The organism is Rhizobium yanglingense (assembly GCF_977109285.1).
This window is the reverse complement of record NZ_CDSAWY010000002.1, coordinates 237,593-250,376: the sequence shown is the minus strand read 5'-3', so window position 1 is coordinate 250,376 and position 12,784 is coordinate 237,593. Positions and strand designations below refer to the sequence as shown.

Annotated in this window: 13 protein-coding genes and 1 pseudogene; 4 read left to right on the top strand and 10 right to left on the bottom strand. The window is 60.1% G+C overall.

The features are described from left to right. Positions 1-7: 7 nt before the first annotated feature. Positions 8-597: pseudogene (locus tag ACW4PC_RS02385) on the bottom strand (ubiquinol-cytochrome C chaperone family protein). Between the two features lie 189 nt (positions 598-786). Between ACW4PC_RS02385 and ACW4PC_RS02380 the strand changes: the two are divergent. Continuing rightward, positions 787-1,311, top strand: coding sequence for an outer membrane protein assembly factor BamE (locus ACW4PC_RS02380; RefSeq protein ID WP_455872712.1), 525 nt, complete (start codon positions 787-789; stop codon positions 1,309-1,311). A 55-nt stretch (positions 1,312-1,366) separates the two neighbouring features. Here the strand turns inward: ACW4PC_RS02380 and ACW4PC_RS02375 are convergent, their stop codons facing one another. From ACW4PC_RS02375 to ribH, 3 genes are all read right to left on the bottom strand, one after another. Beyond that, positions 1,367-3,502, bottom strand: a complete 2,136-nt coding sequence (locus tag ACW4PC_RS02375) for a sodium-translocating pyrophosphatase (RefSeq protein ID WP_455872711.1) — start codon at positions 3,500-3,502, stop codon at positions 1,367-1,369. Positions 3,503-3,699: 197 nt separating this feature from the next. After that, positions 3,700-4,182 carry a transcription antitermination factor NusB gene (gene nusB, locus ACW4PC_RS02370; RefSeq protein WP_455872710.1) on the bottom strand — a complete coding sequence of 161 codons (483 nt, stop codon included), beginning with the start codon at positions 4,180-4,182 and terminating at the stop codon, positions 3,700-3,702. After that, complete coding sequence (gene ribH, locus ACW4PC_RS02365) at positions 4,179-4,640, bottom strand: 6,7-dimethyl-8-ribityllumazine synthase (protein WP_455872709.1); 462 nt, start codon at positions 4,638-4,640, stop codon at positions 4,179-4,181. The genes nusB and ribH overlap by 4 nt, the downstream gene beginning before the upstream one ends. Positions 4,641-4,961: 321 nt before the next feature. On the opposite strand from ribH, the gene ACW4PC_RS02360 reads away from it, so the two are divergent. The 3 genes from ACW4PC_RS02360 to ACW4PC_RS02350 all read left to right on the top strand — a co-directional run bounded on the left by ACW4PC_RS02360 (position 4,962) and on the right by ACW4PC_RS02350 (position 6,492). After that, a complete protein-coding gene (locus ACW4PC_RS02360; protein ID WP_455872708.1) occupies positions 4,962-5,321 on the top strand; it encodes a hypothetical protein in 360 nt (119 codons plus the stop codon). A gap of 113 nt (positions 5,322-5,434) precedes the next feature. Continuing rightward, positions 5,435-5,929, top strand: a complete 495-nt coding sequence (locus ACW4PC_RS02355) for a cupin domain-containing protein (RefSeq protein ID WP_455872707.1) — start codon at positions 5,435-5,437, stop codon at positions 5,927-5,929. Between the two features lie 29 nt (positions 5,930-5,958). Next, entirely contained in the window at positions 5,959-6,492 is a 534-nt protein-coding gene (locus ACW4PC_RS02350; RefSeq protein ID WP_455872939.1) for a GNAT family N-acetyltransferase, read from the top strand. On the opposite strand, the gene ACW4PC_RS02345 is transcribed toward ACW4PC_RS02350, so the two are convergent. From ACW4PC_RS02345 to ldtR, 6 genes are all read right to left on the bottom strand, one after another. Next, positions 6,455-7,075, bottom strand: coding sequence for a riboflavin synthase (locus ACW4PC_RS02345; RefSeq protein ID WP_455872706.1), 621 nt, complete (start codon positions 7,073-7,075; stop codon positions 6,455-6,457). The genes ACW4PC_RS02350 and ACW4PC_RS02345 overlap by 38 nt on opposite strands. Then, positions 7,075-8,331: a bifunctional diaminohydroxyphosphoribosylaminopyrimidine deaminase/5-amino-6-(5-phosphoribosylamino)uracil reductase RibD gene (gene ribD, locus ACW4PC_RS02340; RefSeq protein WP_455872705.1), complete on the bottom strand. Its 1,257-nt coding sequence runs from the start codon at positions 8,329-8,331 to the stop codon at positions 7,075-7,077. Before ribD ends, ACW4PC_RS02345 begins: the two co-directional genes overlap by 1 nt. Positions 8,332-8,334: 3 nt before the next feature. Beyond that, on the bottom strand, positions 8,335-8,811 hold the full coding sequence (gene nrdR / locus ACW4PC_RS02335; protein WP_022714748.1) for a transcriptional regulator NrdR: 477 nt from the start codon (positions 8,809-8,811) through the stop codon (positions 8,335-8,337). Positions 8,812-8,820: 9 nt separating this feature from the next. Next, positions 8,821-10,119 (bottom strand): serine hydroxymethyltransferase, encoded by a 1,299-nt coding sequence (gene glyA / locus ACW4PC_RS02330; RefSeq protein ID WP_074067314.1) that lies wholly within the window; start codon positions 10,117-10,119, stop codon positions 8,821-8,823. Between the two features lie 326 nt (positions 10,120-10,445). Continuing rightward, the gene (locus tag ACW4PC_RS02325) at positions 10,446-11,747 is read right to left on the bottom strand and encodes a L,D-transpeptidase family protein (protein ID WP_455872704.1); all 1,302 of its coding nucleotides are present in this window, start codon (positions 11,745-11,747) and stop codon (positions 10,446-10,448) included. Between the two features lie 463 nt (positions 11,748-12,210). Next, positions 12,211-12,726: a transcriptional regulator LdtR gene (ldtR, locus tag ACW4PC_RS02320; protein WP_022714744.1), complete on the bottom strand. Its 516-nt coding sequence runs from the start codon at positions 12,724-12,726 to the stop codon at positions 12,211-12,213. Positions 12,727-12,784: the final 58 nt, after the last annotated feature.

Here is a 12,784-nt window from a genome sequence, read left to right as displayed (position 1 = left end):
GTCCTCCTTACGCTGCCCGTGGCAGCGTCGCCGAGCCGGTGGCGATCCGCTCCTCGGACTGGGCCGACAGATCGGCTTCGGCGCCAAACATCCAGTTGGCAAGCGCCGTCATGTCGTAAGGGTCGGCGGCTTGCGGATGGATATTGCGGTTAAGGGCTGCGGCAAGGGCCCCGCGGTCGCCGCTATCGATTGCCGCCGAATAGGATTCGAGACGTCCGTAGAACATGCCGGCAAGCTTCTTCATGCGTTTCGGCACCCCGTTGTCGCTGATGCCGAGTTCACGGATCGAATGGTCGATATCCTCAAAGAAGGCATCGACGATCTCCTGGGCAATCTCCTGTCCGCTGGTTTGGCAGGAGCGTGTGCGGCGGAAGAAGAGGATCATTACCAGCGACAGCATCTCGAAACGGCCCATCACGGTGTCCGGAACATGCATGGTCTCGTAGAATTCCGGCATACGGGCTGCGGCAGTCAGTACCGAATACTGCCGTTCGACGATCGCCTGATTGTTGTTTTTCTTGCGAAAGAGCCCGAAGATCATTGTTTCTTCCGGAAAAGCCTCGTTCTTCACGCGGAGTTGCGTGGGTCGTGTTGCATGATTTCGAAAGCTGGTTTACCGAAGCAGGCGCGAATTGCAATGCCGAAGGTGGCCACTTTCGGGACAGTGCCCTTGTCGGCTCGATCTCGGGGAATTGGGAGTATTCGACCCCGGAAAGGCCACAAAGGTTTTGCATCAGCGGTGATTGCAGGGCCGGAAAGCTGCCTATCAAGACCTCAAGGGAGTAGATGTCGTTGAAGAAACGGTATTTCAAGTCTGACATAAAATTCTTCAGCAGCGCAGCCATCGCCATTATGATTGCCTCAGCAGGCCTCACAGGTTGCCAAACGGGAACAGTGCTTAACGGCGGCTATATTGTCGACGAGCAATCCCTCAATCTCGTTCCGGAAGGCTCGAGCCGCGAACAGGTGCTTCTGTCGCTCGGCACGCCTTCGACGACGGCAACGTTCGACACCGAGGTCTTCTATTACATCTCGCAGAAGCGCACGCGCTCCGTCGCCTTCCAGAAACTGAAGGTCGTCGACCAGAGCGTGCTTGCGATCTACTTCGATAAGGACGGCGTCGTCACGCGCCGCGCGAATTACACGCTCCAGGACGGCAGGGTCTTCGATACGATTTCGCGCGTGACCCCGACCGGCGGCCGCGAACTGAGTTTCCTGCAGCAGATTCTGGCAGGCGGCGCGGGCGGTGCAGCAAAGAGCCTGTTCGGAACGCCTTCAGGCAATCCGCAGAATCCTGCAAGTATCCGATAAATATCCGACCCAACAAAGAAACCCGCCGGATCGCTCCGGCGGGTTTCTTCTTCGATCAGGCCAAGACCGCCAAGAGCAGCAAGGCGACGATATTGGTGATCTTGATCGCCGGATTGACGGCTGGACCTGCGGTGTCCTTGTAAGGATCGCCGACCGTATCGCCGGTGACGGAGGCCTTGTGTGCGTCCGAGCCCTTCATGTGGCGGACGCCGTCCTTGTCGACGAAGCCGTCCTCGAATGACTTCTTCGCGTTGTCCCATGCACCGCCGCCCGACGTCATCGAGATGGCGACGAACAGGCCGTTGATAATGACGCCGAGGAGCGATGCGCCGAGTGCGGCGAAGGCCGAGGCCTTGGAGCCGGAGACCAGCAGAACACCGAAATAAACGACGATCGGAGCCAGGACCGGCAATAGCGAGGGGATGATCATCTCGCGGATTGCGGCCTTGGTCAGAAGGTCGACGGCCTTGCCGTAGTCCGGCTTTTCCGTGCCCTGCATGATGCCCGGTTTTTCCTTGAACTGACGGCGCACTTCCTCGACGATTGCGCCGGCGGCGCGGCCGACGGCCGTCATGGCGATACCGCCGAAGAGGTAGGGAATGAGCCCACCGAAGATCAATCCGGCCACCACATAGGGGTTGGAGAGATCGAATGAAATCTCCCCTATGCCTGCGAAGTAGGGAAACTTGTCGCCATTTGCCGCAAAATATTTGAGGTCATAGGAATAGGCCGCAAAAAGCACCAGCGCGCCGAGTCCGGCAGAGCCGATCGCGTAGCCTTTTGTCACGGCTTTCGTCGTATTGCCGACGGCGTCGAGCGCGTCCGTCGACTTGCGGACTTCCGGCGGCAGATGCGACATTTCGGCAATGCCGCCGGCGTTGTCGGTTACAGGACCGAAGGCATCGAGCGCAACGATCATACCGGCAAGGCCGAGCATGGCCGTGACGGCGATGCCGGTGCCGAAGAGGCCGGCGAGCTGGTAGGTGCCGATAATACCGGCGACGATGACGATCGCAGGCAGCGCCGTCGATTCCAGCGAGACCGCAAGGCCCTGGATGACGTTGGTGCCGTGGCCGGTCACGGATGCCTGGGCGATCGAATTGACCGGGCGTTTGTTGGTGCCGGTATAATATTCGGTGATGACGACAATGAGCGCCGTTACCAAGAGGCCGACGAGGCCGCAGAAGAAGAGATTGGTACCGGTAACATCTACACCGCCGGCCTGTCCGAGCGACCCCCAGCCCACGGTCAACGATGTTGCAGCGCCTAGGCCGACGATCGACAGGAGGCCGGTGACGATAAGGCCCTTATAGAGTGCGCCCATGATCGAGCCGTTGGTTCCAAGCTTGACGAAAAAGGTACCGACGATCGAGGTGAGGATGCAGGCGCCGCAGATTGCCAGCGGGTAAACCATCGCCGACTGCAGGATCGGTGCCCCGGCAAAGAAGATTGAGGCGAGAACCATGGTTGCGACGACGGAAACGGCATAGGTCTCGAAAAGGTCGGCGGCCATGCCGGCGCAGTCGCCGACATTGTCGCCGACATTGTCTGCGATCGTCGCCGGGTTGCGCGGATCGTCTTCCGGAATGCCTGCCTCGACCTTGCCGACGAGATCCCCGCCGACATCGGCACCCTTGGTGAAGATGCCGCCGCCCAGACGAGCAAAGATCGAGATCAGCGAGGCACCGAAGCCGAGCGCGACAAGCGCATCGATGACTTCGCGCGAACCGCTTTCATGGCCGAGCAGGCTGGTCAGGATGAAATAATAGATGGATACGCCGAGCAGTGCCAAACCGGCGACGAGCATGCCGGTGATGGCACCGGATTTGAAGGCGATATCGAGGCCGGCCGAGAGGCTGTGCGATGCGGCCTGCGCCGTGCGGACGTTGGCGCGAACGGAGACGTGCATGCCGATAAAGCCGGCGGCACCGGAAAGCACGGCGCCGATCAGAAAGCCGATGGCGGCCATGCCGGAGAGAAGCAGCCAGGCTGCGATGAAAACAACGATGCCGACGACCGCAATCGTCTTGTACTGGCGCATGAGATAGGCCTGCGCGCCTTCACGGATATAACCCGCGATTTCCTGCATGCGGCTGTTTCCCTGATCGGCCGCCAGTACCGAGCGGGTTGCCCAGATGGCATAAACCACCGAGAGCAGACCGCATGCAATTACGCATAAAAGAATTATCATTTCGCTCTTTCCTCCAAAAGTGCCGGAGCACTCCTCCCTCCGGCCACGAAGCAGCCGAATCGTCTTCTCTCCACAGAAACGCTCTAGCTTTGCGTGCGGAGATTGCGGGGTGGAAAACACGACGTCAAGACCGCAAGGGACGAAAACCCTTGCAGCGCAGCGTAAAGCGCGAAATGGTCCGATAGCGGACGGAAGGCTTACTTCTTCATCTCGCCGCGCACCTGTTTGGCGATGCGGTCGAGCACGGCATTGACGAGCTTCGGCTCGTCATCCTCGAAGAAAGCCTGGGCGATCTCGACATATTCCGTAACGATCACGGCCACCGGCACGTCTTTGCGGTCGAGAAGTTCGAAAACGCCGGCGCGCAGGATCGCGCGCACGGTGCTGTCGAGGCGCGACAACGCCCAGTCGTCCTGCAGGGCAGAGGCGATCAAAGGATCCAGACGAAGCTGCTCGCGCACCACGCCGGAAACGATGGAACGGAACCACGCGGCGTCGGCCTTGAGATAGGTCTCGCCGTCGATTTCTTGACCGAGGCGGTGAGCCTCATATTCGGCGACGATTTCCAGAACACCCGTGCCGCCGATATCCATCTGGTAGAGCGCCTGAACAGCAGCCAGACGCGCAGCGCCGCGCTGGTTTGCCGTCTTTACCTGACGCTCCGGATTTTCACTAGTCATTCGTATGCACCCAGTTTCTTCTTCAGCTCGATCATCGTGAGAGCTGCGCGAGCGGCAAAGCCGCCCTTGTCTTTGTCCGAGCGGCGGGCGCGTGCCCAAGCCTGCTCATCGTTTTCGACCGTCAGGATGCCGTTGCCGATGGCAAGGGATTCGCTGACAGCGAGATCCATCAATGCGCGGCAGGATTCGTTCGACACTATGTCGAAGTGGTAGGTCTCGCCGCGGATGACCATGCCGAGAGCGACATAGCCGTCATATTGCGTGCCGCCATTGTCGGCGCCGTCAAGCGCCATGGCAATCGCCGGCGGAATCTCCAGGGCTCCTGCAACGGTGACGACATCGTAGCTCGCGCCGGCTTCCTTGAGCGCAAAGGTTGCCCCTTCCAGAAGAGCGTCGGCCATGTCGTCGTAGAAGCGCGCTTCTACGATCAAAATATGGGGAGCGTTATCTCGCGCCATGCATCACCTTCGGTTTCTGAGGACTTTGCCATTTGGCAGGCCGCGGTCAAAACACGCCTTTCGATGAATGGCAAGCAAATTCGGATCATGGCCGGAAATCTCTGCAAGAGGATAGCAGAAATATACGCCGGCCGTTTGCCATGCACGCTCGCAAGCACCTTGAAAACGGCAAATCGAAGGCAATCGTTATGAACAATTTGTAATGTTATTTCAGGTGTTTAGCTATTGATTCCACGCTGTGGCCGACCCAACTCAACAAGCGTAACGCCGACGATCCCCTGCACGACAGCCGACCGTCATAGCAGATGAAAGGATACCATCATGAACCGCGTTGCCACTATCGCCATCGTTTCCGCCTTCTCCTCCCTCGCGCTTGCCGGCGTCAGCCGTGCGGAAAGCTTTGGCATGAACAGCCCATCGGGCATCGAACAGACGCTCCGCAATTTCCGGGGTAACGACTTCAACGTAAAGCATTTCTACAACTGGCACGACGCAAGCCCCGAAGCATATGGTCCGCGCTCCGCTCCGCCACGCTCGGCCCAGGAAGTGCGCCAGATTCAGGCATCGATCGACGCCAACAAGATGCTGATGCGCAAGCTCGGCAATGACGGCGTCAATGTCCGCAACGTCGTCAATGCCGAACAGGCGGCCGATGGCAGCATTACCTTCTATACCGACTGATCGGCGCAGGGCGGCGCAGATCGCTGCGCCGCCCTGCCCGACAATTCTACTGACGCCTATTGAAAACCATCCCGAATTGATGGTCTGTTCGTCCCTGCAAAAGGGGAGAAAACATGCCACGGGACATCAAACCGGTTCTCAATATTGCCGACCTGACGCTGGAGCGGTGGCAACAGGGCGCGCTCTACGAGGGCGCCGACACATCCTTCGGCCGCCTGCTTGGACTTTCCAATCTCGGGATCAGCTACAACGAGGTGCCGCCCGGCAAATCGAGCTGTCCGTTCCACAATCACCATGTCGAGGATGAGCTGTTCTTCGTAATCGAAGGGACAGGCGAATACCGTTTTGGAAGCGAACGTTACCCCATCAGGAAAGGCGACACGCTCGGCGCGCCTGCCGGCGGGAAGGAAACGGCACATCAGATCCTCAATACCGGCAGCACGACGCTGATCTATCTCGGCATCTCCACGATGGCGGTGACGGAGATCGTCGAATACCCGGATTCCCAAAAATTCCTCGCCAAGACAAATCATGACGTCGGGCGCTTCCGCTTCATCGGGCGCGCGGAGAACGATCTCGACTACTGGGATGGCGAAGCAGGCGCGTGAGACAGGTGTTCACAGAAACGATATCCATGATGATCAATGTTCCGACCATCGAAACGAAACGGTTGATTTTGCGCCCGCACCGGCTCGACGATTTCGATGCCTACATACACTTATGGGCAGATGCGGACGTCGTTCGCTATATCAGCGGCGTGCCATCGACACGCGAGCAGACATGGTCCCGCCTCATAAGGGCGAGTGGCATGTGGCATCATATGGGTTTCGGCTTTTTGATCATCGAGGAAAAGCAAAGCGGGCGGCTGATCGGCGAAGCAGGCTTCCACGAAGCCCGACGTGAGATGTCTCCACCCATCGAGGAAACACTGGAAACCGGATGGGTGTTGCTGCCTTCCGCACACGGAAGGGGCTATGCGACAGAAGCGCTCACGGCGCTGATCGCATGGGCTAACTGTCATTTCCCCGGCAAGGAGATGACCTGCATCGTCAGCCCGGAAAACGCAGCTTCGCTACGCGTCGCGGAAAAGCTCGGCTTCCGCGAGGTGGCACGTACCGATTATCACGGCGAAATCATTCTGCTTTCGCGGCAGGGAATTCAGCCAGCCTAGCTGCATAGCGCGCCATCGTATCGACCTCGAAATTGACGAAATCGCCGGCCTCTCGCTCGCCCCATGTCGTGACTTCCGAAGTATGGCGAATGAGAAGCACATCGAAATCCGTGCCTTCGACGGCGTTGACCGTCAGCGACGTACCATCGAGCGCGATCGAGCCTTTGGGCGCCACGAACTTCGCAAGATGCTCCGGGGCGCGCAGACGGAAGCGGGTCGCATCGCCTTCCGTTGTCACCGACAGGATTTCTGCCTTGCCGTCGACATGCCCTGAGACGATGTGGCCGCCGAGTTCGTCGCCGATCTTCAGAGAACGCTCGAGGTTGACGCGGGTGCCTTCCTTCCAGCTTGCAAGCGTCGTGAGCCTCAGAGCCTCTTCCCAGGCCTCCACCTCGAACCAACGCCCGTTGCTGCCTTCGTCCGGCAGGCCGGTCACCGTCAGGCAGATGCCCGAATGGGAAATCGACGCGCCCATATCGATGGTCTTAGGGTCGTAATTGCTCACGACGCGTAGCTTTACACCCTCGTTCATGGGAGAAACGGATTCGATCATGCCGATATCGGTGACAATTCCGGTGAACATCAAAATTCTCTTTCGTATTCGTCCAGCCGGTCGTCGCCGAACATGAATGTGGCTCTATGGGCAAAACCGGATGGCATATCGGTCTTCGTCAAAGGCGATTCAATACCGCCCTCGCCGATGACGAGCTGGCCCTGGTAAAGCTGGATTCGATCGACGAGACCGGCGTCGAGGAAAAGCCGCGCCGTCTTCGCACCGCCTTCGACGAGGAGCGAGGAAATGCCGCGCGAGGCGAGCGCCGGGAGCAGCACTTCGGGATGGTAAGGATGGCAGCAGAGGATTTCAACGCCTGCAGCCCGCAAGGCTTCGGCGCGAGCCTCACCCCCCTTTGCCCTGCCGGGCATCTCCTCCACCAGGGGAGGGATCGGCAGGTTGCCGAAGCTCGCTTCTACTGGCACCTCATCAGGGGTGGCGTCGGTCCCGGCGGAAGAATGCGGGCGAGCGTTCCCCCCAACTATCTCGCCCCTCGTAGGAGAGATGTCCGGCAGGATAAAGGGGGGTGCCTCGCCTGCAACGGCAATGGTCGGCACCTCTCGTGCTGAACGCACAAGTTTACTGTCGAGCGGCAAATCGAGCCGCGGATCAAGCACGATACGCACCGGCGACAGCGATTGCAGGCCCGGCACGCGCACCGTCAGTTCCGGGTCGTCGGCGATCGCCGTGCCGATGCCGACGAGAATGGCGTCGGTTTCAGCGCGGAGCGCCTGGACCTGTGCGCGGGCGAGAGGACTGGTGATGGCGATCTGTCCCTCGCCTTTGCGGCCGATCATGCCGTCGGCGGAAACGGCAAGCTTCAGAGTCACATAGGGCCGGTTCTTCGTCTGCCGGGTGAGATAGCCGGCGAGCGAGCGCCTGCCCTCCTCTTCCAGCACGCCGGTATCAACCTCGATGCCGGCTTCGCGCAGAAGCGCGATGCCGCGGCCGGAGACACGAGGATCGGGATCGGTCACGCTGATGACGACGCGCGCGACACCAGAGGCAATCAGCGCGTCGGCGCAGGGCGGCGTCTTGCCGTGATGAGAGCAGGGTTCGAGCGTCACATAGGCGGTGGCGCCGCGAGCCAGTTCGCCTGCCTCGGTGAGCGCCTGCGGCTCGGCATGCGGGCGCCCGCCGATCGCCGTCGTGCTGTGGCCGACGATTTCGCCGTCCCTGACGATGACGCAGCCGACGGAAGGATTTGTGGACGTCTGGCCGAGATGCAGAAGGCCAAGACGGATTGCCTCGGCCATGAAACGATTGTCATGCGGCCAGGCGCTCAAGGCTCACGTCTCCAAAGTGTCGCGGCTGATCTTGGCGTTGATTTCGGAGATGACCTTTTCGAAATCCTCGGCATGCGAGAAATCCCGATAGACCGACGCGTACCGAACAAAGCCAACGTCATCGAGACTCTTGAGAGCTTCCAGCACCTGAAGGCCGATGGCCTCGGAGCTGATTTCGACTTCGCCGGAGCTTTCGAGGCGGCGGACGATGCCGGAAACAGCCCTTTCGATGCGGTCACGGTCGACCGGGCGCTTGCGCAGCGCGATCTCGAAGGACCGCACCAGCTTGTCGCGGTCGAAAGGCACCTTGCGGCCGGTCTTCTTGACGACCATCAGCTCGCGCAGTTGCACGCGCTCGAAGGTCGTGAAGCGGCCGCCGCAATCGGGACAAATCCGTCTGCGGCGGATGGACGTATTGTCCTCCGCCGGACGTGAATCCTTGACCTGGGTGTCTTCCGATCCGCAGAATGGGCAGCGCATGCGCTATCCTTAGCCGATGTAGTCGTACATTGGGAAGCGGCCGGTAAGGTCGACCACCTTGCCACGAACGGCTGCTTCGACTGCAGCGTTGCCTTCATCGGAATTGGCGACCTTGAGGCCGTCGAGAACCTCAACGATGAGGTTGCCGATTTCCTTGAATTCCGCTTCCTTGAAGCCGCGCGTCGTGCCTGCCGGAGCGCCGAGACGGACGCCGGAGGTGACGAAGGGCTTTTCCGGATCGAACGGAATGCCGTTCTTGTTGCAGGTGATGTAGGCGCGCCCGAGCGCTGCTTCGGCGCGCTTTCCTGTCGCGTTCTTCTTGCGAAGATCGACGAGCATCAGGTGGTTGTCGGTACCGCCGGAGACGACATCGAGTCCGCCTGCCATCAGCGTCTCGGCAAGCGCCTTAGCGTTCTTGACGATCTGCGCGGCGTAGTCCTTGAATTCCGGCTGCAGCGCTTCGCCGAACGCGACGGCCTTGGCGGCGATGATGTGCATCAGCGGACCACCCTGGAGGCCCGGGAAAACAGCCGAGTTGAACTTCTTCGCCAGATCCTCGTCGTTCGTCAGGATGACGCCGCCGCGCGGGCCGCGAAGCGACTTGTGGGTCGTCGTCGTTGCGACGTGGCAGTGCGGGAACGGCGACGGATGCTGGCCGCCGGCAACGAGGCCGGCGATATGAGCCATGTCGACCATGAGATAGGCGCCGACGGAATCGGCAATCTCGCGGAAACGCTTCCAGTCCCAGACACGGGAGTAAGCGGTGCCGCCGGCGATGATCAGCTTCGGCTTGTGCTCTTCGGCCTTGCGGGCGACTTCGTCCATGTCGAGCAGGTTGTCGCCTTCGCGAACGCCGTAGGACACGACGTTGAACCACTTGCCGGACATATTGACCGGCGAACCGTGCGTCAGGTGACCGCCCGAGTTCAGGTCGAGGCCCATAAAGGTGTCGCCCGGCTGCAGCAGCGCCAGGAAGACCGCCTGGTTCATCTGCGAGCCGGAATTCGGCTGGACGTTGGCGAAGTTGACGCCGAAGAGCTTCTTGGCGCGTTCGATCGCCAGTTCTTCAGCAATATCGACGAACTGGCAGCCGCCGTAGTAGCGCTTGCCCGGATAACCTTCCGCATATTTGTTCGTCATGATGGAGCCCTGGGCTTCCAGCACCGCGCGGGAAACGATGTTCTCCGATGCGATCAATTCGATCTCATGCCGCTGGCGGCCGAGCTCCTTTTCAATCGCGCCGAAGATATCCGGATCGGTGTCGGCAAGCGAGCGATTGAAGAAGGTCTGCGTGGAAGCATTTGTCATGGGCGGGCTCCTCAACTGGAATGCGCGAAGGTATTAGCGTTCCGCCCTGCCGAGAGCAATACGAAGAACGACATTTGCTGGGCAATCTACGCGCAGGAGTGTCGTGGACTTGGCATGTTGTCGTGGGATGCCCCTCACCCTGATCCTCTCTGCGCCGGCTTGGAGGGGACGTGCCTCACAAAACTTGGAGATTAACCGAAGCGTTGCGACATATCCCCTTCGCCTCGTTTACCGGGAGAGGGTCCCGGCAAACGGATGAATGGCAACCGCTGGAAATGAAAAAACCGCGCCTTCTGGCGCGGTTTCCCAATTCATATGCATGACGCTTACTGAACCGGCTGCTCCATTCCAGCGGTCGTATCGAGAGCAAGCTCGGCGTTGCCGTCCATCTGGTAGATGTCGTCGCGGAACTGCACGAGGCCGTCCGGCATGCCCCAGGCGGAAATGTAGACGAAATAGACCGGGATTTCCTCGGCGAGCGTAATCGGCGTGTTGACCCGGCTGGCGATCACCTGCTCCATCTGCTGGCGCGACCACGGCGGGGTGTCGCGCAGCAGCCAAGTCGTCAGGTCGCGGACGTTCTGGACGCGAACGCAGCCGGACGACTTAAAGCGCATCAGCTTGTTGAACAGGCCCTGCTGCGGCGTGTCGTGCATGTACTCGCCGTTCTTGTTGTGGAAATTGATCTTCGCCGAGGCCATGGCGTTGATCTTGCCTGGATCCTGACGGAACATCAGGTTCGGCGCCTCGCCATTCCAGTCGATGGTTTCCGGGGCGACTTCGTTGCCTTTGCCGTCGATCAGGCGAATGGCGTTCTTCTCGAGATAAGTCGGATCCTTGCGCATCAGCGGCATGATGTCCTTCTCGACGATCGAGCGCGGCGCAGTCCAATAGGGATTGAGGATGACCTCGTAGATCTTCGAGTTGACGATATGCGTCGGGCGGCTGATACGTCCGACGACGGCCGCATGACGTGTCGCCACGCTGCCGTCCTCGACCGCCTCGACATAGGCGGCCGGAATATTGACCATGACATGGCGGCGGCCGAGATCTTCCGGGAAGGTCTGCAGGCGGATGAGGTTGGTGTTCAGCTGCTGCAGGCGCACATCAACCGGAATGTTCATCGCCTTCAGCGTGAATTCGCCAATGACGCCGTCTGCCGGAAGGCCATGACGAGCCTGGAAGCGCTTGACCGCACCATCGACATAGGAATCGAAGGCGGACGACATGCCTGCTTCGCGCGGCAGGTCGCCGGTAATGGCAAGGCGCTGGCGCAGGGCCTGAACGGAAGGATCCGTCACGCCGAGCTGGAGACGCAGGCCAGCCGGATTGACCTCAGGCCAACCGCCTGCGGAGGCGATCTGCTGATACTCCATGATCGCCTGCTGGATGCTCGGAACCGACTGCGGGCTGAGGATCGGGGTATTGGAGACGGCGGCACTCGCCGTACGCGAGGCAGCCTTGGCATCGAACTGGTCATCCCAGGCGCCGCGGCGCGGTGCGTTGATCAGCGCATCGAGCGCGGACTGCGCAAATGCCGGGGCGGCGATTGCACTGGCGCCGACGGTTGCCGCAGACGCAAGAAAGGCGCGGCGCGAAAGAGCTTCAATTCGGTTTTTCTTCGACATAATCCCAACCACTCAATGCCGCAGCTTGAAAGGAAAACCGCGGGCTTTGCGATTCACTGCGCCACGGCGCAGATCACTACCATTCCGTTTTCCGGCGCATCACAGGTTTTCCGCGCCTGGCCGTCACAAGATTGCGAGCCAGAAGCGCGGACGACTTTGAACTACCATATGAGAAGCGCCGCTTGCCGTGCATGTCCGCTGTCATACCAATATGGCCAATTCGTGTCGCCGACGTCCAAGATGCCTACCGATGGTCGGGAGCGGCACGGACGAAACCATATCGATCCGCCGTAAACGGTGCTGGTTAATAACGGCTAAAAAACGGCCTGAATACAGGTGCTGAGTACGGGCCGCTATGCTTGGGTGCGATGCGTTGCAAAGATGACACGCTTGCCCGGAACGGCAAAACCGGACGCGCAGGGACGCGTCCGGTTTTCTTCGACCTTGGAGGAGGTCTCTTCCCTTAGAGCCGGTAAAGGATCTGGTCGTTCCAGAAACGGTCGAGGCGCTGCAGGAGCTTGTTCATCTGGGTGAACTCGTCCGTGCCGATGCCGCCGACCTTGTCGATCGAGGCGATGTGGCGCTCGTAGAGCTTGGCGACTGTTTCGGCAACCTCAGTACCGGTTTCCGTCAGGCTGATGCGAACGGAGCGGCGGTCGATGCGCGAACGCTGGTGGTTGATGAAGCCGAGATCGACCAGCTTCTTGACGTTGTAGGACACGTTCGAGCCAAGATAGTAGCCACGCGAGCGCAGCTCGCCGGCGGTCAGCTCGGAATTACCGATGTTGAAAAGGAGCAGAGCCTGGATGGCGTTGACGTCGCTGCGGCCCTGACGGTCGAACTCGTCCTTGATGACATCCAGAAGGCGGCGGTGAAGACGTTCAACAAGGTGAAGGGATTCCATGTAAAGATCACGGATGTCCTGGTCCTGCTGATCACGGAAGTTCGATACCGCCTGCGGCTTGATTTTCGTATTCATGATGACTGCCTCACTGTTTTGTTTGGCGGTGTTGGTTTTCTTCCCGCCTTGAGACAGA

Excerpts from the sequence above, each read along its gene's own strand:
- ACW4PC_RS02380 (WP_455872712.1), top strand. The coding sequence starts at position 787 with ATGTCGTTGAAGAAACGGTATTTCAAGTCTGACATAAAATTCTTCAGC.
- ribH (WP_455872709.1), bottom strand. The coding sequence starts at position 4,640 with ATGGCGCGAGATAACGCTCCCCATATTTTGATCGTAGAAGCGCGCTTC.
- glyA (WP_074067314.1), bottom strand. The coding sequence starts at position 10,119 with ATGACAAATGCTTCCACGCAGACCTTCTTCAATCGCTCGCTTGCCGAC.
- nusB (WP_455872710.1), bottom strand. The coding sequence starts at position 4,182 with ATGACTAGTGAAAATCCGGAGCGTCAGGTAAAGACGGCAAACCAGCGC.
- ACW4PC_RS02345 (WP_455872706.1), bottom strand. The coding sequence starts at position 7,075 with ATGTTCACCGGAATTGTCACCGATATCGGCATGATCGAATCCGTTTCT.
- nrdR (WP_022714748.1), bottom strand. The coding sequence starts at position 8,811 with ATGCGCTGCCCATTCTGCGGATCGGAAGACACCCAGGTCAAGGATTCA.
- ACW4PC_RS02355 (WP_455872707.1), top strand. The coding sequence starts at position 5,435 with ATGCCACGGGACATCAAACCGGTTCTCAATATTGCCGACCTGACGCTG.
- ACW4PC_RS02350 (WP_455872939.1), top strand. The coding sequence starts at position 5,959 with ATGATCAATGTTCCGACCATCGAAACGAAACGGTTGATTTTGCGCCCG.
- ldtR (WP_022714744.1), bottom strand. The coding sequence starts at position 12,726 with ATGAATACGAAAATCAAGCCGCAGGCGGTATCGAACTTCCGTGATCAG.
- ACW4PC_RS02325 (WP_455872704.1), bottom strand. The coding sequence starts at position 11,747 with ATGTCGAAGAAAAACCGAATTGAAGCTCTTTCGCGCCGCGCCTTTCTT.
- ACW4PC_RS02360 (WP_455872708.1), top strand. The coding sequence starts at position 4,962 with ATGAACCGCGTTGCCACTATCGCCATCGTTTCCGCCTTCTCCTCCCTC.
- ACW4PC_RS02375 (WP_455872711.1), bottom strand. The coding sequence starts at position 3,502 with ATGATAATTCTTTTATGCGTAATTGCATGCGGTCTGCTCTCGGTGGTT.